The organism is Microbulbifer maximicatervae (SeqCode) (assembly GCF_052467065.1).
In genome coordinates this window covers 2,252,904-2,272,348 of the sequence record NZ_CP174299.1, presented here as the reverse complement: position 1 = coordinate 2,272,348, position 19,445 = coordinate 2,252,904, and the positions used below count along the sequence as shown (strand labels likewise).

Here is a 19,445-nt window from a genome sequence, read left to right as displayed (position 1 = left end):
TGAAGATACCAATAATTGTGTTTGGTGGGTTCAGCAGGAAATATTCTGAATAGATTTATGGCGATGGATGCCTGTGAGCTTTATTCAGAACAAAGGCAGAAATATGAGCTATATCATCGACCGCCGCTTGAATGGAAAGAAAAAGAGTACCGTTAATCGGCAGCGATTCTTAAGGCGCTATAAGGCTCACATTAAGAAAGCTGTCGGCGACGCCATGAATAGCCGCTCTATTATGGACATGGATAAGGGAGAGCAAATCAGTATCCCTACTCGGGATATCAGCGAACCCTTATTTTCTCACGGTAGCGGTGGGCACGTAGAGCGAGTTTTACCCGGAAACAAGCAATTTACTGCTGGTGATCGTATCCCTCGTCAAGGTCAGCGAGGTGGTGATGGAAATGGTGGTGGTGCCAGTGATAGCGGGGAAGGGGTTGATGAATTTGTCTTCCAGATATCACAAGAAGAGTTTCTGGACTTTATGTTTGAGGGGCTCCAGCTGCCCAATATGATCAAGCAACGCCTGGCCGGCAACGAGTCTTTTCAAATAGTACGTGCCGGAATTAGTAATGAAGGAACTCCAGGTCGTCTCAATGTGATCCGCTCACTCAGGGCTGCCCATGCAAGACGCATCGCCTTGACCAGTAATAAGCGAAGAAACCTGCGCAATTTAGAGGAAAACCTATCCCAAGAAGAAAACAAAGATACTGCTCTGCGAGACCAGCGCAAAATTGAGGCTCTTAAAAACCAAATTGCCGAACTTCGCAGCCGTATCAATCGAGTCCCTTTCCTTGATGATTTCGACCTTAAATATAACCTGCTGATTCGACAACCAAAACCTCGATCTAGGGCGGTGATGTTTTGCCTGATGGATGTATCAGGCTCGATGAATCAAGCCACAAAGGATATGGCAAAACGCTTCTTCTTACTTTTATATTTGTTCCTACAGCGCAGTTATGAATATACAGAAGTTGTTTTTATTCGACACCACACTAGCGCCAAAGAAGTTGATGAAGAGGAGTTTTTCTATTCACGGGAAACTGGCGGCACCATTGTCTCAAGCGCGCTCAAATTAATGCGACGTATTATAAGAGATCGCTACCCCGCCAGCGAATGGAATATCTATGGAGCCCAGGCCTCAGATGGTGATAACTGGAACGACGACTCCAGTACCTGCCACCGAATCCTTATTGACGATATTATGCCCCATGTGCAGTATTACTCTTATGTGGAAATTACTCCCAGAGATCACCAGGCCCTGTGGGAAGAGTATGAAAGTGTCCGCACTTTATTCCCCGATCACTTTGCTATGGAGCAGATTGTCGATGTACAGGATATTTATCCGGTGTTCCGACAACTATTCCGCCAAAAGGTGACTGCCTGATGCTCGACAAATTTGCCAGTGGCGCTGAAGCATCTGAATCTGAGTCGCGTCAGCCCATATCAACAAGCTCAGAATGGACTTTTGAATTAATTCAGGAATATGATCGCGCCATCGGCGCACTGGCAGAAGAGTTTGGGTTAGATACCTACCCAAATCAGATTGAAGTTATCTGCTCAGAGCAGATGATGGATGCCTACTCCTCGGTAGGAATGCCAGTGGGTTACCACCACTGGTCTTTTGGCAAGCAATTTATCAGCGTGGAAAATAATTACCAGCGCGGATTGATGGGGCTGGCTTATGAAATAGTCATTAATTCTAATCCCTGCATCGCTTACCTCATGGAAGAAAATACCATGACAATGCAGGCTTTGGTGATTGCTCACGCCTCCTATGGGCACAATTCTTTCTTTAAAGGGAATTACCTGTTTCGCTCCTGGACAGATGCCAGCAGTATTATTGACTATCTGATCTTTGCCAAAAATTATATTTCCCGCTGTGAAGAGCGCTACGGGCTTGATGAAGTCGAGGCCATTCTCGACTCCTGTCATGCCCTAATGAACTACGGTGTAGATCGCTATAAACGCCCTTACCCAATCTCGGCTATTGAAGAAGAACGCCAACAGCAAGAGCGAGAAGAGTACCGCCAGAGGCAGCTCAATGATTTATGGAGGACCATCCCAAAACTCGGTGACGGTATAGAGGAGACAAAGGAGAAACGTTTCCCCGAAGAGCCTCAGGAGAATATCCTATACTTTGTTGAGAAAAATGCCCCTCTCCTGGAAAACTGGCAACGGGAGTTAGTGCGTATTGTACGTAAGCTGGCCCAATATTTTTATCCACAGCGGCAAACCCAAGTAATGAATGAGGGCTGGGCTACCTTCTGGCATTACACTCTCTTAACCGAGCTGTACAAGCGCGGGCGGGTGACTGAAGGCTTTATGATGGAGTTTCTTCAAAGCCACACCAATGTTATCTACCAACCCTCTTTTGACAGCCCTCACTACAGCGGTATCAATCCCTATACCCTAGGCTTCAGTATTTTTACTGACTTACGGCGTATCTGTGAAAGCCCCACTGAAGAGGATCGCCGCTGGTTCCCAGACATTGCTGGAAGTAATTGGCGTGAAACCCTTCAATTCGCCATGCGCGACTTCAAAGATGAAAGTTTTATTTTACAATTCCTGTCTCCCAAGGTTATGCGAGACATGAAACTATTTTGTATCAGCGACAACGATAAAGAGAACGATATCATTGTCAGCGCAATTCACGATGAGAGCGGTTATCGCCAGTTGAGAGAGAACCTTGCGGGACAGTACAACCTGGGCAATCGGGAACCGAACATCCAGGTATATTCAGTAGATACCCGTGGTGACCGTTCACTGACCCTGCACCACACACAGCACCGCCGTCGCCCTCTTGGTAAAGATACAGCAGAGGTATTAAGGCATCTTCACCGGCTATGGGGCTTCGATGTTCACCTGAACAGTTTGAACGGGGATCAAATAACGGCCAGTTGTCACTGCCCGGAGCAAGGTCGGGACCGACCGGAGGGTGAAGAAGAGTCTATGTTAATACCAAAACCCATTTAGGTTTCAGCGCGGGAACTGTTGAAATACCAGCCCCGCACAGAATGGGGAAATAATACCCACTAGCGAATCGCGCTACTTAGGCATCAGCTTCCAACAAAAGCTTGGCCTTTGCAGAAAGTTCACCGTGCTCAGAACGGTGAGTTAAAAGAGCATCAGCTCCAGCATCCAGCCAACGGGCTTTCTCGCCATCGTCATCAGAAGGCACAACCAGAATGCTCAAATTTGAATACTCACTGCGGGATCTGAGGTAGTCCAGCACCTGAAACCCACTCTCCCCAAGCAACCCAGTGTCAACCACTAACAACGCCGGCTTGGCACTCGCCATCAAGATACCGGCGGAAAAACTATCACTAGCTACTTCAACTTCACACCCCATCTGCTGAAGTGCCTGGCGTCCACCTGAAGTCAGCTCAGGATCAGTCGTTAACAAAAGCACTTTTCGACTGGGAACTGCCAGGTCGTTCGGAACTGGCATTGAGTTGTCCCGCAGGAAGCCCACGAAATCCTCAACACAGATACGGTGGTCACCACGCCCTGGAAGTTTGTATGCCTTGAGCTGGCCACGCTCAATCCAGCGAATCACCGTTCGGAAGTTAACACCGCAGTACCTGGCTGCTTCCCCGGTGGTTAGCACATGTAATTCGCTCATCTTTATTCTCCCCAACAACTGCGATTAAAAAGAAGAACAGTCAACTTCCCGAAAGTATCCTCTGCCCCACAGAGTTACACGTGAAATTATCCTGCCCAGCTGAACCGCCCCTATAAATTATGCTGTTTAATGCTGCAAACCCAGCCCGAAATTCGGTCCATGTAATTTATTAACGAACAGCGGAACAACCCCCTCAAAAAATACTAATAGATATAGTTGACAGGTAAGACAGGTTTCTTAGAATGACACTAGATTCGTGACTTGGGACTTGTCACGGGATCCTTTCCAGTGGTGTGGCCGTTAAGTCAGAGCCCCCACAGTTGGCAAAGAAATGTTTGCTAAGCGAATACCCTAAGACCCTGGGCCCCCTTGTTTTTTCGGGGCCTTTTTTTTATCTTGCCGAAGCTTCTTACACTCCTACCGCTCATCCTCCGTCCAGCAGACAAACCTGGAACAACGCCGGAACAAATGGACTTATGGCAGTACAATCACCTATCAGATCACTGGTCCCTCCAGCTCTGGAGCAAATGCTTTGAAGATCTACCTTGTTGGCGGCGCAGTGCGCGACAGACTTTTGAATCGCCCAGTCACCGAGCGTGACTGGGTAGTGGTTGGAGCAGATGCAGATAGAATGCAGGACCTCGGATACAGCCCAGTCGGCAAAGATTTTCCAGTATTCCTACACCCTGAGACCGATGAAGAATACGCGCTCGCTCGCACCGAAAGAAAGAGCGGCCACGGCTATGGCGGTTTTACCGTTAACGCCGATGCCAATATCACTCTGGAAGAGGATCTCCTGCGGCGAGACCTCACTATTAATGCCATTGCAGAAGACATCGACGGCAAGCTAATAGACCCCTACGGCGGGCAGAAAGATCTGGAGGCACGGCTTTTGCGCCATGTTTCTCCTGCATTTGCCGAAGACCCCCTAAGAATACTGCGAGTAGCCCGCTTTGCCGCCCGCTACCATCACCTTGGCTTTAGCGTTGCCCCTGAGACCATGATACTCATGCGCCAGATGGTAGAAGCGGGTGAAGTGGAATATCTGGTGGCCGAGAGGGTCTGGAAAGAGGTAAGCCGGGCGCTTACCGAGCCAGACCCCGATATATTTATTCGAGTACTGCGAGACTGCGGTGCCCTCTCGGTACTGTTACCAGAATTAGAGAATTTGTTTGGTGTTCCCCAACCGCCCAAACACCACCCCGAAGTGGACACTGGAGAACACGTACTACTAGCCCTGCGCGCCGCACCGGCAGAGCTCCCCTTGCGTTTTGCAGTACTGCTACACGACCTGGGCAAAGGACTGACTCCCGAGGAAATTCTTCCCAGCCACCACGGCCACGAGGCCGCAGGCGTACCTCTTGTAAAGGCCGTCTGTGAGCGCTGGCGTACCCCAAAAGACCTGACTGCACTAGCTATCGGGGTCTGCGAATATCATCTGCATTGCCACAGAGCCTTCGAATTGCGCCCACAGACCATTATGAAAATGATCCGCAGTCTGGATGCCTTGCGACGTCCCGAGCGATTTGAAAACTTTCTTCGCGCCTGTGAGGCAGATGCCCGAGGTCGTGAGGGGCTGGAGAATAGAGATTATCCACAGGTGGACTTTTTACGTGCCGCTCGAGATGGAGCAGCAGCAGTAACTGCCGAGGAGTTGATTAAACAGGGCTACCAGGGTGCGAAACTCGGGCAAGCACTGGACCGGAAGCGCATCAAGGCAATCGCCAAAGTAAAGGATGACTACATTGCGTAATGTGTTGATTACCGGTGCCGCCGCACGCCTGGGCCGTGCTATTGCTGAAGAGCTGCATAGAGATCACAGAGTTGTTATTCACTATCGCAACTCGGCTGATGCTGCCAAGGCCCTGGCAAACGAGCTGAACCAACTTCGCCCCAACTCTGCCATAGCGTTGCACAGTGAATTGAATAGCGCCGAAGCCGGTTCCAATCTGGCCCAGCGCGCACAAGAGGTCTGGGGCGGTATTGATGTTCTGGTCAACAATGCCTCAGCATTTCACCCTACACCTGTGGGAAAGGCGACCGAGGAGGACTGGGATCGGCTGGTAGGCAGCAACCTCAAAGCCCCTTTCTTTCTCACTCAGGCCCTGAAAGAAACACTCAGCCAACAACAGGGTTGCGTTGTTAATATGGCGGATATTCACGCCGAGCGCCCGATGCCCAAGCATACTATTTACTGCGCCGCCAAGGCTGGACTGGTAATGCTGACAAAAAGCCTCGCTCTGGAGTTATCGCCCCAGGTACGGGTCAATGCAGTCGCCCCCGGTGCCATTCTTTGGCCGGAGCAAGAGGCAACTAACGAAGCCAAGAAAGCACAAATCACCCAGCGTATTCCTTTGGCCCGAACCGGTGACCCCAGCGATATCGCCAAAACCGTGCGCTTCCTGGTCTGTGACGCCCCCTATATCAACGGTCAGGTTATTGCCGTTGACGGCGGCCGCAACCTCAATATCTAGAGCAGTCCAACCAATAAACAGTCCAACAACGGGGCTTCACTTCAATTTCACCGGCACTCTGTCAGAATGTTTTGTAACTTCCTCTGCCAAAAGAGATTTGCCGGTGCGCTCACTGAAGATATTGTTGATTGAAGATAACCCCACTATCGCCCGCCAGCTTGCCGAATTCCTACATGCTGAGGGCTGGCAGATAGATTATGCCCACCGGGGTCGCCAGGGCTTACAGCTGGCCCTGGAACAAATCTTCGACCTGATTATTCTCGACCTGGGCCTGCCGGATATGGACGGCTTAGAGGTCTGCGAAAAGATCAAGGCACAAGCGCCAGTTAATATGCCAATTCTGATGTTAACTGCCCGAGATGCTCTCGCAGATAAAGAACGCGGATTTGGTATCGGTGCCGATGACTACTTATGTAAGCCCTTCGAACCAAGGGAACTGATATTGAGATGCCGCGCCCTGGCACGTAGACACCAGCTGCATACCAGTGAAGAAATTAAGGTCGGTGATTTACAGATAAACCAGCGCCAGCAAACGGCCTACCGGGATAAACAACCTCTGCCCCTGACAACTATCGGTTTTCGCATTCTCACTATGCTCGCCCAGGCGTCGCCAGCACCAGTAAGCCGCTCGGCAATAATCCACCATATTTGGGGTGATGAACCCCCAGAAACAGACGCCTTAAAATCCCACATTTATAGTCTTCGCCAAACACTGGATAAGCCTTTCCAGGCCCCTATGTTGAAAACCATCACCAATCTCGGTTATCAGTTGGAAACTCCCAATGCGCGAAACCAGTAATTTACAGAGGAAGGTCTTCGCTATTTTTGGCAGTTTTACCCTGCTGCTATGCTTGGTGTTTTTTGCCATTTGTATGATGGTGGCCTATGTAGTTGAAGACCATTTACTCGATAACTTATTGGCCGGAGAAGTCCGCTACCTCGAACAGCAGGCAAGACTGACTAATGCGACCCCAGAGCCACGCCTACCCTATTTAACGCTATACACTGAAAGCAAAATAATACCGGCCGAACTGCGCACTGCCCTACCAAGCTATGCAGAAAAGGCTGAGTTGTTTACTGATACGGAACATCACTTCCATCTACGCAGAGTACATTTTGCAGATAATAAATCCGCCGTTCTCGTAGCTGAAGTCAGTGAATTGCTCACTGTTACGCGACAATCTTCAAAGCTTCTCTGGCTCTTTGCCAGCGCCTGTATCTTAACCCTACTCTTAGCTCTCTATTGTGCTTATCGTATTTCCCGTAAAACCATCGCGCCTGTAGTAACCCTCGCTAAAGCAGTTCAGCAGCAGAGAAACTGCGATTCTCAAATTTCCCTGCCCTATAACAATGAACAAGATGAAATCGGTTATCTCGCAAGTACATTGCAAGATACACTTAACCAGCTCAAGCTAACATTGCGCAGGGAAACTGAGTTTACCCGGGATACAAGCCATGAGTTGCGCACCGGGCTAACCATTCTGAAAAGCACACTGGCTCTCAGTCAAAATCGGGAAATGACTTTAGCTGAGAAAAATGAGCTATTAGAAACTGTTACCGGTATGGAAAAAACCGTTAAGACACTATTAGCCCTCGCCCGCTCTGAGTCTCTACAGTCGGAAGATATCCCATTGCGCGCTTTACTAGAGGAATGTCTTTTAGCTCAACACCAGTTAATTGTACAAAAGCATTTTAATATTGATTTAAAGTTAGGGCACAAAGTCAGAGTCCTGGCCAATCGACACCTGGTAAGTCTGCTATTCGACAACTTGATCAGCAATGCATTACAGCACGCTACCAGCCCTGAGTTGGTTATTACCTATAAGGGGGACACACTCTTTTTTGAGAACACCACAGACAACCAATTAGATCTAGAAACCTCCCTCTTACCCGGCCAAAAAAGGGAAGGCAGTGACGGTATTGGTCAAGGCCTTTTCCTGGCCAAGAGAATCTGTGAAGCCTTAAATTGGACCATCTCTATCCAGTGTAAAAAAAATATTTATCAGTGCTCTCTATCTTTTACACAGTAGCGTTCTAAGATTCAAATTTTTACCGTATGCGCTCGAGATGCACAGTGAATCAGCATCCATACCTTATACGATCTCGAGTGCAGCTTTTTCTTTCTTCCTAAATAGCAATTGCAATCTCACCTAGATTTCACCTTCCATCCCTTATTCTCCTACGAACTCACTAGAAGACTTTCCGTCTGCTACTGCAATTTTGGAGATTAATATGTTGAAGAAAATTGTTATTTCCCTGGCACTGACTTTGTCCGTCTTTTTTGGTTTTATTATTTGGATTAAGGGCCTAATTCCACCTCAAGAACAGGACTTTTCCACTACGACAGTAAGTGACCTGCCGTATTTACAACAATTACCCAGGGTAAGCCGAGGAAAAATCTTAGCTGTTGTCACCAGTACTGAAACGATGAGAGATAGTGGCAAGGCAACTGGTTATGAATTAACTGAACTGGCACGCCCCTATTACATCTTTTCAGCCAACGGATTTATTGTCGATATTGCTAGTCCCAAAGGCGGCAAACCGCCTGCGGTGATCGATAAAGATGATCTGGGGCCTTTCGACTATGCCTTTCTCAATGACCCGGAGGCACAACAAAAGGTCAATCACAGTATTTCTATCGATCAGGTATCAGCAGAGGATTACCAGGCCGTATTTTTTGTCGGCGGTAAAGGCACCATGTTCGATTTCCCCGACAATCCCCATATCCAGTCCCTGGTGCGGGAAATCTATAACAGCGGCAAAATTATCGGAGCGGTATGCCACGGGCCAGCAGCCCTTGCCAATGTCATCCTCGATAATGGCAAGCCCTTAATCGCCGATCGGCAGATCAGTGCTTTTACTAACGAAGAGGAGCTTTTTCTTATCCCTGACGCCGAGCAACGATTTCCATTCCTGCTTGAGGATCGCTTACGTGAGCAAGGCGCGTTTTTTCAGGCTGGGCCCACTTACCTGGAACAAGTCAGCGTGGATGGCCAGCTTATTACCGGGCAAAACCCCTGGTCCACCTGGCTGGCGGCTGAGAGTATGGTAAGCGCGATGGGCTATACCCCTGTTCCACGCCAAGTCACTCCAGCGGAGCAGACCGTCAAATTACTACTCACTTATGAGCAACACGGCTTTACCGAGGCCACGGAGAAATTGCATAAGCTTCAGGAGGAAGGGGAAATAGACAAGCGCCTACTGGCCATGCATAGCGTTGTCTCTGCAATGCGTTGGGAGCCGGGTAGGGCATTGGACATAATCAGACTGCTGTCCAAGAGCCAGGATTGATAGAGCCCCTCAAAAGCCAGCTAGCCAGCCTGATCCAGGGGCTGGCCATTTTCATCCACAAATAATACATCGCGGATACTGAGTTTCTGTCCCTGGACATTCTGCACAGCCACTTCGGAGATTGGTTCGCCACTGATTTTATCGACCAGATGCATCCCATCTTTATTGCCATTCCAACGCAGGTTCCACTGACGCAGGGCGATTACCACCGTAAACAGGTCACGGCCTTTTTCTGTTAAGCGATACTCGTAGCGAGTGCCGTGTTCGCCCGCATCAAAGCGCACTAACACCTCGTTTTCCACCAAACGGGATAACCGATCCACAAGGATATTCTTGGCGATTCCAAGGTTTCTCTGGAAATCCACAAAACGGCGGGTACCCAGCATCGCCTGCTTAATTATCAGCAGGGACCACCAGTCCCCCACCTCATTCAGAGCGCAAGCCAGGGAGCAATTGAGATCATCAAAACGTTTACGTGACATACCCCCAGTATACCGGTAAAAAGGTTGCAATACGAAACCAAATGTTGAACTCAACTTCAAAATAAGGTCTTATAACGCAACCATTTTAGTTGTGACCTAGTGGGACCAATAAGTCCCAGTGTTGAATCGAGACATTCAGGAGAGAAATATGAGTGGTTCCCTGGACAACCTACTGCGTCCTTTCGAGCATAAATCCCTAAAGCTGCGCAACCGGGTCGCAATGGCCCCCATGACCCGCACTATGTCACCGGGTTATTCAGCCAATGACCAAGTGGCCGGCTATTACCGCCGCCGCGCTGAAGGTGAAGTGGGACTAATTATTACCGAAGGCACCTTCGTTAATCATAAAGCCGCAAACGGCTACGAGAATGTACCGGCAATCTACGGTGAAGCCGCTCTCGCCGGCTGGAAAAAGGTGGTAGACGAAGTACACGCTGCCGGTGGCCAGATTATCCCGCAGTTATGGCACGTAGGCTCCGTGCGCAAAGAGGGCATAGGCCCGGATAAATCAGTGCCCGGCTATTCCCCCTCAGGCTTATTCAAACCCGGCAAGCCCAATGGCCAGGCGATGAGCAAAGAGGACATCCAGAAAGTTGTACAAGCTTTTGCAGACGCGGCGAAAGCAGCCAAGGAAATTGGGTTTGACGGTGTAGAGATTCACGGCGCCCACGGCTACCTGATCGACCAGTTTTTCTGGGAAGGTACCAACCAGCGCGATGACGAGTACGGTGGCTCCATCGAAAATCGCACCCGCTTTGCAGTGGAAATTATCAAAGCGGTACGTGAAGCCGTAGGCGAAGGTTTCGCCATAGTGCTGCGCTACTCCCAATGGAAGCAGCAGGATTACGAAGCCAAGTTGGCACAAAACCCGGAAGAACTGAAATGCTTCCTGACACCGCTGGTTGAAGCCGGTGTTGATATTTTCCACGCCTCGACAAGACGCTTCTGGGTGCCAGAATTTGAAGGTTCTGATCTCAACCTGGCAGGCTGGACCAAGGAATTGACGGGAAAACCGGTAATTTCTGTCGGCAGTGTCGGCCTTGACGATGATTTTATCGGCGGCAATAACCAGGGCATGGGCGGTACTGCCAATCCTACCGATTTAGGCGAACTGACCCGCCGTATGGACAACCAGGAGTTCGACCTGATTGCCGTTGGACGCGCGCTATTACAAGACCCACACTGGTTCGCCAAGGTGCGTGAAGATCGCGCGGAGGAAATCACTCCGTTCACCAAAGAGGCGCTAATGAGCCTAAGTTAATTATTCCCAACAAAAAAGCAGCCTCAAAGGGCTGCTTTTTTATCTGCATTTTTTAAAAAATTATTGGAATCACGGCCAAATAAATTCCACCGGCCACAATTTTTGCGAATCGTGGTCGTACTCGTTCCACAGTTGACGGTAAGTTTTCTGCTCCACCGGATGCAATACTTCTGGAGCAATCTCTGCCAGAGGCTGTAAAACAAAGGCATTTTTTACAATCTCACCTCTAGGCAATTTTACCCCGTCGACAGTTCCGGTCAGGTGATCATAGGTGAGAATATCAATATCCAGGGTTCGTGCACTGAACTTGGGCCCGGAGCGCAAGCGGCCATTGGCATCTTCAATGCCGCGCAGACACAGGGCCAGTTGACCTACCGGCAAGTCAGTTTGCAGCCCCACCACCAGGTTGTAAAAATTATCGCCTTGGAAACCCACCGCTTCACTTTCGAAGACCCGGGACACCTGTAACTCGCCAAACCGCCCTGCCAGGGCATCCAGCGCTGCGCGGATATATTGCGCACGATTGATATTACTGCCGAGGCTGAGATACACCTGAGCCACGTTTACACTCCCGCAGACATCGCTGCTGCACCTTTTGCCGGCCTCTCGCCGCGCTCAATAATGACACCCACATCCCTGGACCCTCTGACCGCACCCGGCTTGGACAACCGCAGTCGCAGCCAGCTTACAGAAAACTCTTCCCTGACAATTGCCGCAGCCTGCTCTGCCATGGTTTCCACCAGCAGGAACTCACTGCTTTCAATAAAAGCGATCAAGCGCTTGGCTACCGCTTTATAGTTAAGTGTGTGCTCGATATTGTCTGTACGCGCCGCCTCACTGATATCGAAAGCCATCTCCAGATCGAGGCTCACCGTCTGGCGCACTTCCCGCTCCCAGTCGTAAATACCAATAATGGTATTCACCTTTAAATCCCGTATATAAACAATATCCATCTATCGGCTCTTTTCTTTTTACTGCCAGGCTAGCCCTGGGATTTTTAAAGTTCGGTCTTGGGCAATTCTGTCATAGGCCAGCGCGGGCGCACATCCACCGCAAGGCTCGTCTGCTCTCCGGCCTTTAAACGCAAACTACCGGCATAGGCGATCATGGCGCCGTTATCAGTACAGAATTCATGGCGGGGATAGTAGACGCTGGCCTTATCCTTTCGCAGGCTCGTTTCCAAACGCTCACGCAATAATTTATTTGCGGAAACTCCACCGGCAATCACCAGGGTTTTATAGCCGGAAGCCTTAATAGCACGACGACATTTAATCACCAGGGTATCCACTACCGCCTCCTGGAAAGCCGCAGCAATATCTGCGCAAGTCTGCTCGTCCGGTAAACCATCCTCCAGGGCGTGCTTGCGCACCGTCGTCAGGGTGAAGGTTTTAAGACCGGAAAAACTGAAATCCAAGCCCGGTCGATCAGTCATAGGACGTGGGAAAGTAAAACGTTTGGGGTCTCCTTTCTCCGCCAGGGCAGCCAAACGCGGGCCACCGGGATAATCCAGGTCGAGCATTTTGGCGGCCTTATCAAAGGCCTCGCCGGCGGCGTCATCCAGGGATTCCCCCATCAATTCGTAATCGCCGAGCCCCCGCACCTCCACCAGCTGGGTGTGTCCGCCGGAAACCAGCAGGGCTACAAAAGGAAAGGCGGGCGGATTATCCTCCAGCATTGGAGCCAGCAGGTGGCCTTCCATATGGTGCACCGCCACCGCCGGGATATCCCAGCCATAGGCCAGTGCACGGGCCGCGCAGGCCCCGACCATCAGCGCCCCCACCAGACCGGGGCCCGCGGTATAGGCGATACCATTGAGGTCTGAAGGGCTGGTATCGGCCTTCTTCATTACCTGTCGAATCAGCGGCAAGAGTTTGCGCACATGATCGCGGCTCGCCAACTCGGGGACTACACCGCCATAATCGGCATGCAGGTCCACTTGACTGAACAGGGCATGGCTGAGCAAACCGGACTCAGAATCGTAAATAGCGACGCCAGTTTCATCGCAGGAAGTTTCTATACCAAGGACGCGCACTTGATTTCATTCTCGTGACTTCTTCGAGGGGCGGTTATCATACTGGAAAATGGGGTTGCGATCCCGTATAGGAGTGTTTAGAATTTGCGCCCTCGCTGTGAACCGGCCACCGGATGCAACTGCGAGAGCATTGCCGGAATGGCCGAGAGAAACGAATTTTAACAGGTATCCTAATGCCCTCTGTACGAATCAAAGACAACGAACCTTTCGATATCGCCCTGCGCCGTTTCAAGCGCTCCTGTGAAAAAGCAGGCGTACTGTCTGAAGTACGTCGTCGCGAGTTCTACGAGAAGCCCACCGCTGTTCGTAAGCGCAAAGCTGCTGCCGCTGTTAAGCGTCACGCTAAAAAGCTTCAGCGCGAAAACCGCAAGTTCCAGCGTCTCTACTAAGAGCCGCAGGCTGCATAAGCCTGTCGCAGCGAGGCGGCCGGACGGGCTTAGCCCGTAGCGGAGCTATAAAGAACGGCGTGCGAGCCATACTCGCGCGCCGTTTTTCGTTTGGGCTAACGCATTTCCCCCGCCCAGCAGACAAGCTATCCTAAGCCCCTGATCCAAAATTCATTGCCAACAATCCCGGAACACTCATTATGAGCACTCTCAAGGAAACCCTGACCCAAGCCACTAAAGACGCAATGAAAGCGCGAGACAAAGAGCGCCTGGCCACCCTGCGCCTGATCAACGCCGAGATCAAACGCGTTGAAGTCGACGAGCGCATCGACCTGGATGACGCCCGCATCCTCGCCCTGCTGGACAAAATGACCAAGCAGCGTCGCGACTCCATTACCCAGTACGAGAAAGCTGGCCGGGCTGAACTGGCAGCAGTAGAGCAGGCTGAAATTGAAGTTATCCAGGAATTCCTGCCGAAGCAGCTGAGCGAAGCTGAGATCACCGATATCGTTGCCTCCGCCGTCAAAGACACCGGTGCCAACAGCATGGCGGATATGGGCAAAGTCATCGCCCAGGTTAAACCCCAGGTGCAGGGCCGTGCAGATATGGGCGCGGTGAGCAAACTGGTGAAGGCCCAACTGGCCTAAGCTGAGCGAATCCCCATGGCCGGCAAGATACCCCAGCACTTTATCGACGACCTGCTCGCAAGGGCAGATATCGTCGAGCTGGTGGACAGCCGGGTCAAGCTGCGTAAAACCGGCAAAAACTATTCTGCCTGCTGCCCCTTCCACGACGAGAAAACCCCATCGTTTACCGTGAGTGCGGACAAGCAGTTTTATTACTGCTTCGGCTGCGGCGCCAATGGCAATGCCATCGGCTTCCTGATGGAGTACGACCGCCTGCCGTTCCCAGAAGCGGTGGAAAAACTCGCAGCCACCCGTGGACTGGAAGTTCCCAGGGAACAACTGGCACCGGGGCAAGAAAAGCGCCAGCGGGAGAGTCAATCTCTCTACCAGCTCACAGAGAAAGCCGCCGACTACTACCGTGAACAACTGCGCAACCACCCCGCCGCAGGCAATGCGGTGGCCTACTTGCGCAATCGCGGCCTCTCCGGTGAGATTGCCCGGGACTTTGGTATCGGCCTAGCGCCCCCGGGCTGGGACAACCTGCTCAATGCGTTAGCCGATACCCCCGAGAAAGCGGATCAATTGGAACTGGCAGGCCTGGCCATTCGCCGCCAGGACAGTGATGGCAATACCAAGCCCAACGCGCGCCACCACTACGACCGCTTCCGCAACCGTATTATTTTCCCGATCCGCGACCAGCGCGGGCGCGCCATCGCCTTTGGCGGGCGGGTACTGGGCGACGACAAACCCAAGTACCTGAACTCCCCGGAAACCCCGATTTTCCACAAGAGCCGCGAACTCTACGGCCTGTGGGAAGCGCGCCAGGCCAACCGCAATTTAGAGCGCCTGATTGTGGTTGAAGGCTATATGGATGTGGTGGCCCTGGCCCAGTTCGATATCCGCTGCGCCGTCGCCACCCTGGGCACCGCTTGTGGCGAAGACCATATTCAACTCGCCTTCCGCCACACCTCGGAACTGCTGTTTTGCTTTGACGGCGACCGCGCCGGCCGCGCTGCCGCCCGCCGTGCTCTGGAGTCGGCCCTGCCGCAGATGCAGGACGGGCGCAGCCTGCGCTTCCTGCTGCTGCCGGAAGGCGAGGACCCGGACACCCTGGTACGCCAACTGGGCGGTGAACGTTTCCAGCAGTTAATTAAGGAGCAATCCCTACCGCTGGAAGATTTTCTCTTCGACCTACTGAGCGAAGATATCAACCTGCAGACCATGGACGGCCGCGCGCGCCTGTCCAAACTTGCCGCTCCCCTGCTGGACCTGCTGCCCGATGGCGTGTACCGCCAGCTGATGTTCCAACAACTGGCCTCGCGCACCGGGCTCGACAAGGAAACCCTGCAAGAGGTTATCCGCACAGAAAAAGCTCGCGCGCCACAACAGCCTCACCCGCAACCTACAGCTGCACAGGGAGATCCAAGCCAAGCACCCTCCCCTCACGAGGAGCTGGAGCACCGCACACCGCCGGAACCCTGGCAGCGCGACAACAACTTCAGTGAAAGTGCAGCACCGAGTTACGACAGTCCGCGCCGCCAGAGCCAATATCTCCTGCCGCCGGAGCGCATGCTGATCGCCCTGCTATTGCACCATCCGGAGCTGGCGGCACAAATCGAAAATCCACAGCAGTTCCCCATCAAGGGCAATGCAGACCTGGCATTGTTTATCCAGCTGGTAGAGCTGTACAAAAGCCGCCCCCAATTAAATTTCTATCAATTGATCGGCCACTGGCGTGCACACCACAGCGCAGAATCTTGCGATACCCTGGCCAAGCTCGCTATTTCTCCACTGGTATCGGTCGCGCGGCAACTCGCCCAGGATGACAGCAACCTGGAATACGATCCGCACACCGAATTTAACGACTGTCTGCTGCGCCTGAAACAAGCTGCAGACAAACAGCGCAACCGCGATTTACTCGATCAACTCAAGAACAGCGCCCAGTTGAGCCCCGAAGAACAACTGGCTCTATTAGCCAATTGGCGAAAAAAGCAGAATTAATAAGGGCCAACCCCTTGAAAACTGCGGGCTCAGCACTATATTCACTCACCCCCGCCGGGCGGGATCGGGAACCCCAGCACCCTAAACATCGCACCTACGCCGTTACTTGACAGCTAGAGTGGTTATTGCTAGTGCAAATACGCTATAATCCCGCGTCTTTGTCCCGTATTTTCATTCCCAGAATTCAGGGTTGTGCATGACCGACAAAACCCAGCAACAGTCCCGCATTAAGGAACTGATCGCCCGCGGTAAAGAGCAGGGCTATCTGACCTATGCCGAGGTAAATGACCACCTACCGGAAGATATTTCCGATCCCGATCAGGTGGAAGACATTATTGGCATGATCAACGACATGGGCATCAAGGTGTTTGAAACCGCACCGGATGCCGAAGAGTTGTTGATGGCTGAAGGCGACAGCTCCGCTGATGAAATCGCCGCAGCCGAAGCTGCCGCTGCCCTGGCAGCCGTAGAGTCCGACGTAGGCCGAACCACCGATCCAGTACGCATGTATATGCGCGAAATGGGCACCGTAGAGCTGCTCACGCGCGAAGGCGAGATCGCCATTGCCAAGCGTATCGAAGAGGGCCTGCGCGAACTAATGGCCGCCCTGGCCTACTGGCCGGGTGCAGTGCAGCAGATCATCGATGAGTACGCTCTGATCGAGAAAGAAGAGCGCCGCATCCCCGATATTATCTCCGGTTGGCTCGACCCCGCCGACGAGGTTCCGCCCGGAGCCCAGGCCGGCCAAGCCGCCGCAGCCAGCACCCCGGAGTCATCAGAGTCCGATGACGACGCCGAAGACGACGACAGCGATGACGACAGCAGCGACGAGGAAGAGGAAGCTACCGGCGGTATCGACCCCGAAGAGCTCGCCGAGCGCATGAACGCGCTGATCGCCGCACAAAAAGCTGCCGACGAAGCCATCGCCGCCCACGGCCGCGATTCCAAAGAAGCTGGCCAGGCCCTCGAAGCCGTTGGCGATGTATTCCGCTTCTTTAAACTGGCTCCCCGCCAGTTTGACCCGCTGTACGGCGAAGTTCGCTACGTACTCGACAGCGTGCGCGAGCAAGAGCGCGTGGTTATGGCCATGTGTATCAAACGCGCCCGCATGCCGCGCAAGACCTTTATCAAGGAATTCCCCGGCAACGAGACCAATGATGATTGGATTCCCGCAATCATCAAGAAAAAGCGCGATTACTCCGATGCTCTGCGCCACGTCGTAGACGAAGTTGTTCGCGCCCAACGCAAACTGGCTCAGTTCCAGGAGCGCGCTAAGCTGGACGTAGGTCAGATCAAAGAGATCAACCGCCGCATGTCCATTGGTGAGGCCCGTTCACGCCGCGCCAAGAAAGAGATGGTCGAAGCCAACCTGCGTCTGGTTATCTCTATCGCCAAGAAGTACACCAACCGCGGCCTGCAATTCCTGGACCTGATCCAGGAGGGCAACATCGGCTTGATGAAGGCTGTGGATAAGTTCGAATACCGCCGCGGTTACAAGTTCTCCACTTATGCCACCTGGTGGATTCGCCAGGCCATTACCCGCTCTATTGCGGACCAGGCCCGCACCATCCGTATCCCAGTACATATGATTGAGACTATTAATAAGCTCAACCGTATCAGCCGCCAGATGCTGCAGGAAATGGGTCGCGAGCCCACTCCGGAAGAACTGGGCGAGCGCATGGAAATGCCGGAAGACAAGGTGCGCAAAGTCCTCAAGATCGCCAAAGAGCCGATCTCCATGGAGACGCCTATCGGCGACGACGAAGACTCCCATCTGGGTGACTTTATCGAGGACCAAAATCAATCCTCGCCGGTGGATACCGCCACTCAAACTGGCCTGCACGACGCTACCCGCTCCGTACTCTCCGGCCTCACCGCCCGTGAAGCCAAGGTACTGCGTATGCGTTTCGGTATTGATATGAATACCGACCACACTCTGGAAGAGGTGGGCAAACAGTTTGACGTAACCCGCGAGCGTATCCGTCAGATCGAAGCGAAAGCATTGCGCAAACTGCGACACCCCTCCAGGTCGGAGCATTTACGCAGCTTCCTCGACGAGTAAGCGCTAGACTAAAGCCCGGTTCAACCGGGCTTTTTTTTGTGACATAAAGATGACCTCCCCGCGCAGGCTTAGGGAAGCAGGAGATAGGCATGCAAGAAGAAATAGCGAATAAGCAGGAAAAACCTGAAGAGCTTGCCAACAAGCCCGGCAAGAAAGGATTTGCTCGCCTCCTGGCTGCCACTAGCTACTCCAGCCAGGGGCTCGCCGCTGCATGGCGCAATGAGGAGGCTTTTCGCCAGGAAGTCATTGGTATATGCCTGCTAGTCCCATTCGCACTCTGGGCAGGGGAGACACCTACAGAGCGCGCCATATTGATTGCAGCCCTGATGTTTGTTCTCCCAATCGAACTTATCAACAGCGCTATTGAGGCAACCGTGGACCGTATCGGCCCCGAGAAACACCCGCTGGCCAAGATTGCCAAAGACACAGGCTCCGCCGCCGTTGCCGTCGCCCTCTTCGCTGCATTCCTAGTTTGGTGCTGTATCCTTATCCCCAAACTGCCGATTTAAATACTTTAGTATGAGATTTTGGCCTCCATTTCTCATAAACAAGACATTCGTACCAATTGAAGCTTCTAGTTAAGACGACCGAACCAATTAAGCTGTTTGGCAGCTCTCTCAAGGTGGGCATCTATTCCATAAAGATCGGTTGTTGGCGAAAGCTTGAGCAACAGGGAAAGAAGATTTCTAGAATTTGCCCATATCGGCTTTGAGTGCTAACAAAGGCATTGATTTACAAGGGAAAATCTTGTACTTTTCTCAACCGCTTGCAACGATCCTCGCAAGCAATGTGTGGGCCCTTAGCTCAGTTGGTTAGAGCATCCGACTCATAATCGGCAGGTCCTGGGTTCGAGTCCCGGAGGGCCCACCACCTTCTTATGTTCACAATACGTTGTGATTTTTGCTTAAGACCTAGTGAAAAAATCAAACCACTGGGTACCAATCCCATTTCGCATCAAAAATACGTGATTTATCGTTGCTCGAGCAACTTTACTCGTTAAAAAATATATATATTTAAAGTTTTGCCGATAAGCTGCGAAAGATCAGCTTCTTTTCTGGTGTAGTAACATCCACTCCTAATCTTGGAAATGAGTGCTCACTTTTTGCACCCCAAAGTTACAGTGAGGTCTTAATATATTTATCTCAAATGAAACTGACTTTTGAACTCATAAACCAAGTTTAAAGGAGGAAATAAGCTTAAAATTTTATGCA

18 protein-coding genes and 1 tRNA gene are annotated in these 19,445 nt (G+C 52.0%); 14 read left to right on the top strand and 5 right to left on the bottom strand.

Features of this window, described 5'->3' with window-relative positions; all coding sequences use genetic code 11:
* Positions 1-103 precede the first annotated feature (103 nt).
* Together ACJJI1_RS10000 and ACJJI1_RS09995 are read left to right on the top strand one after the other, a co-directional pair.
* Positions 104-1,381 (top strand): YeaH/YhbH family protein, encoded by a 1,278-nt coding sequence (locus ACJJI1_RS10000; protein ID WP_444959243.1) that lies wholly within the window; start codon positions 104-106, stop codon positions 1,379-1,381.
* Positions 1,381-2,970 (top strand): SpoVR family protein, encoded by a 1,590-nt coding sequence (locus tag ACJJI1_RS09995; protein WP_444912041.1) that lies wholly within the window; start codon positions 1,381-1,383, stop codon positions 2,968-2,970. Before ACJJI1_RS10000 ends, ACJJI1_RS09995 begins: the two co-directional genes overlap by 1 nt.
* A 76-nt stretch (positions 2,971-3,046) precedes the next feature.
* Here ACJJI1_RS09995 and ACJJI1_RS09990 read toward each other — a convergent pair whose 3' ends face one another.
* Complete coding sequence (locus tag ACJJI1_RS09990; protein ID WP_413664235.1) at positions 3,047-3,619, bottom strand: helix-turn-helix domain-containing protein; 573 nt, start codon at positions 3,617-3,619, stop codon at positions 3,047-3,049.
* A gap of 532 nt (positions 3,620-4,151) precedes the next feature.
* On the opposite strand from ACJJI1_RS09990, the gene ACJJI1_RS09985 reads away from it, so the two are divergent.
* The 5 genes from ACJJI1_RS09985 to ACJJI1_RS09965 all read left to right on the top strand — a co-directional run bounded on the left by ACJJI1_RS09985 (position 4,152) and on the right by ACJJI1_RS09965 (position 9,384).
* Complete coding sequence (locus ACJJI1_RS09985; protein ID WP_444959242.1) at positions 4,152-5,372, top strand: multifunctional CCA addition/repair protein; 1,221 nt, start codon at positions 4,152-4,154, stop codon at positions 5,370-5,372.
* Entirely contained in the window at positions 5,356-6,093 is a 738-nt protein-coding gene (locus tag ACJJI1_RS09980) for a pteridine reductase (RefSeq protein ID WP_444959241.1), read from the top strand. Before ACJJI1_RS09985 ends, ACJJI1_RS09980 begins: the two co-directional genes overlap by 17 nt.
* 103 nt (positions 6,094-6,196) lie before the next feature.
* Positions 6,197-6,892, top strand: coding sequence for a response regulator transcription factor (locus ACJJI1_RS09975; RefSeq protein WP_282934461.1), 696 nt, complete (start codon positions 6,197-6,199; stop codon positions 6,890-6,892).
* Positions 6,876-8,123 carry a sensor histidine kinase gene (locus ACJJI1_RS09970; protein WP_444959240.1) on the top strand — a complete coding sequence of 416 codons (1,248 nt, stop codon included), beginning with the start codon at positions 6,876-6,878 and terminating at the stop codon, positions 8,121-8,123. The genes ACJJI1_RS09975 and ACJJI1_RS09970 overlap by 17 nt, the downstream gene beginning before the upstream one ends.
* Positions 8,124-8,325: 202 nt before the next feature.
* Positions 8,326-9,384 (top strand): type 1 glutamine amidotransferase domain-containing protein, encoded by a 1,059-nt coding sequence (locus tag ACJJI1_RS09965; RefSeq protein WP_444959239.1) that lies wholly within the window; start codon positions 8,326-8,328, stop codon positions 9,382-9,384.
* Positions 9,385-9,404: 20 nt separating this feature from the next.
* Here the strand turns inward: ACJJI1_RS09965 and ACJJI1_RS09960 are convergent, their stop codons facing one another.
* Positions 9,405-9,866 (bottom strand): winged helix-turn-helix transcriptional regulator, encoded by a 462-nt coding sequence (locus ACJJI1_RS09960; RefSeq protein ID WP_444912036.1) that lies wholly within the window; start codon positions 9,864-9,866, stop codon positions 9,405-9,407.
* 148 nt (positions 9,867-10,014) lie between these two features.
* Between ACJJI1_RS09960 and ACJJI1_RS09955 the strand changes: the two genes are divergently transcribed.
* A complete protein-coding gene (locus ACJJI1_RS09955) occupies positions 10,015-11,127 on the top strand; it encodes an NADH:flavin oxidoreductase (protein ID WP_444959238.1) in 1,113 nt (370 codons plus the stop codon).
* 69 nt (positions 11,128-11,196) lie between these two features.
* Here ACJJI1_RS09955 and folK read toward each other — a convergent pair whose 3' ends face one another.
* From folK to tsaD, 3 genes are read right to left on the bottom strand one after another with little or no spacing between them, the layout of a single operon-like run.
* Positions 11,197-11,688, bottom strand: a complete 492-nt coding sequence (folK, locus tag ACJJI1_RS09950; RefSeq protein ID WP_444959237.1) for a 2-amino-4-hydroxy-6-hydroxymethyldihydropteridine diphosphokinase — start codon at positions 11,686-11,688, stop codon at positions 11,197-11,199.
* 2 nt (positions 11,689-11,690) lie between these two features.
* Positions 11,691-12,080 carry a dihydroneopterin aldolase gene (folB, locus tag ACJJI1_RS09945; RefSeq protein ID WP_282934467.1) on the bottom strand — a complete coding sequence of 130 codons (390 nt, stop codon included), beginning with the start codon at positions 12,078-12,080 and terminating at the stop codon, positions 11,691-11,693.
* 44 nt (positions 12,081-12,124) lie between these two features.
* The gene (gene tsaD, locus ACJJI1_RS09940) at positions 12,125-13,159 is read right to left on the bottom strand and encodes a tRNA (adenosine(37)-N6)-threonylcarbamoyltransferase complex transferase subunit TsaD (protein WP_444959236.1); all 1,035 of its coding nucleotides are present in this window, start codon (positions 13,157-13,159) and stop codon (positions 12,125-12,127) included.
* A 173-nt stretch (positions 13,160-13,332) separates the two neighbouring features.
* Between tsaD and rpsU the strand changes: the two genes are divergently transcribed.
* From rpsU to ACJJI1_RS09910, 6 genes are all read left to right on the top strand, one after another.
* The gene (gene rpsU, locus ACJJI1_RS09935) at positions 13,333-13,548 is read left to right on the top strand and encodes a 30S ribosomal protein S21 (protein WP_020411530.1); all 216 of its coding nucleotides are present in this window, start codon (positions 13,333-13,335) and stop codon (positions 13,546-13,548) included.
* Positions 13,549-13,745: 197 nt separating this feature from the next.
* Positions 13,746-14,192 (top strand): GatB/YqeY domain-containing protein, encoded by a 447-nt coding sequence (locus ACJJI1_RS09930; RefSeq protein WP_108731584.1) that lies wholly within the window; start codon positions 13,746-13,748, stop codon positions 14,190-14,192.
* Between the two features lie 15 nt (positions 14,193-14,207).
* The gene (gene dnaG, locus ACJJI1_RS09925) at positions 14,208-16,172 is read left to right on the top strand and encodes a DNA primase (protein WP_444959235.1); all 1,965 of its coding nucleotides are present in this window, start codon (positions 14,208-14,210) and stop codon (positions 16,170-16,172) included.
* Between the two features lie 196 nt (positions 16,173-16,368).
* Complete coding sequence (rpoD, locus tag ACJJI1_RS09920) at positions 16,369-18,234, top strand: RNA polymerase sigma factor RpoD (RefSeq protein ID WP_444959234.1); 1,866 nt, start codon at positions 16,369-16,371, stop codon at positions 18,232-18,234.
* 89 nt (positions 18,235-18,323) lie between these two features.
* Positions 18,324-18,743 carry a diacylglycerol kinase gene (locus tag ACJJI1_RS09915; RefSeq protein ID WP_444959233.1) on the top strand — a complete coding sequence of 140 codons (420 nt, stop codon included), beginning with the start codon at positions 18,324-18,326 and terminating at the stop codon, positions 18,741-18,743.
* Between the two features lie 284 nt (positions 18,744-19,027).
* Positions 19,028-19,104, top strand: a tRNA-Ile gene (locus ACJJI1_RS09910).
* Positions 19,105-19,445: the final 341 nt, after the last annotated feature.

What these genes read in the sequence shown, in the direction of transcription:
- ACJJI1_RS10000 (WP_444959243.1), top strand. Translation starts at nt 104, where the DNA reads ATGAGCTATATCATCGACCGCCGCTTGAATGGAAAGAAAAAGAGTACC.
- ACJJI1_RS09995 (WP_444912041.1), top strand. Translation starts at nt 1,381, where the DNA reads ATGCTCGACAAATTTGCCAGTGGCGCTGAAGCATCTGAATCTGAGTCG.
- ACJJI1_RS09990 (WP_413664235.1), bottom strand. Translation starts at nt 3,619, where the DNA reads ATGAGCGAATTACATGTGCTAACCACCGGGGAAGCAGCCAGGTACTGC.
- ACJJI1_RS09980 (WP_444959241.1), top strand. Translation starts at nt 5,356, where the DNA reads ATGACTACATTGCGTAATGTGTTGATTACCGGTGCCGCCGCACGCCTG.
- ACJJI1_RS09970 (WP_444959240.1), top strand. Translation starts at nt 6,876, where the DNA reads ATGCGCGAAACCAGTAATTTACAGAGGAAGGTCTTCGCTATTTTTGGC.
- ACJJI1_RS09965 (WP_444959239.1), top strand. Translation starts at nt 8,326, where the DNA reads ATGTTGAAGAAAATTGTTATTTCCCTGGCACTGACTTTGTCCGTCTTT.
- ACJJI1_RS09960 (WP_444912036.1), bottom strand. Translation starts at nt 9,866, where the DNA reads ATGTCACGTAAACGTTTTGATGATCTCAATTGCTCCCTGGCTTGCGCT.
- ACJJI1_RS09955 (WP_444959238.1), top strand. Translation starts at nt 10,015, where the DNA reads ATGAGTGGTTCCCTGGACAACCTACTGCGTCCTTTCGAGCATAAATCC.
- folB (WP_282934467.1), bottom strand. Translation starts at nt 12,080, where the DNA reads ATGGATATTGTTTATATACGGGATTTAAAGGTGAATACCATTATTGGT.
- rpsU (WP_020411530.1), top strand. Translation starts at nt 13,333, where the DNA reads ATGCCCTCTGTACGAATCAAAGACAACGAACCTTTCGATATCGCCCTG.
- ACJJI1_RS09930 (WP_108731584.1), top strand. Translation starts at nt 13,746, where the DNA reads ATGAGCACTCTCAAGGAAACCCTGACCCAAGCCACTAAAGACGCAATG.
- dnaG (WP_444959235.1), top strand. Translation starts at nt 14,208, where the DNA reads ATGGCCGGCAAGATACCCCAGCACTTTATCGACGACCTGCTCGCAAGG.
- rpoD (WP_444959234.1), top strand. Translation starts at nt 16,369, where the DNA reads ATGACCGACAAAACCCAGCAACAGTCCCGCATTAAGGAACTGATCGCC.
- ACJJI1_RS09915 (WP_444959233.1), top strand. Translation starts at nt 18,324, where the DNA reads ATGCAAGAAGAAATAGCGAATAAGCAGGAAAAACCTGAAGAGCTTGCC.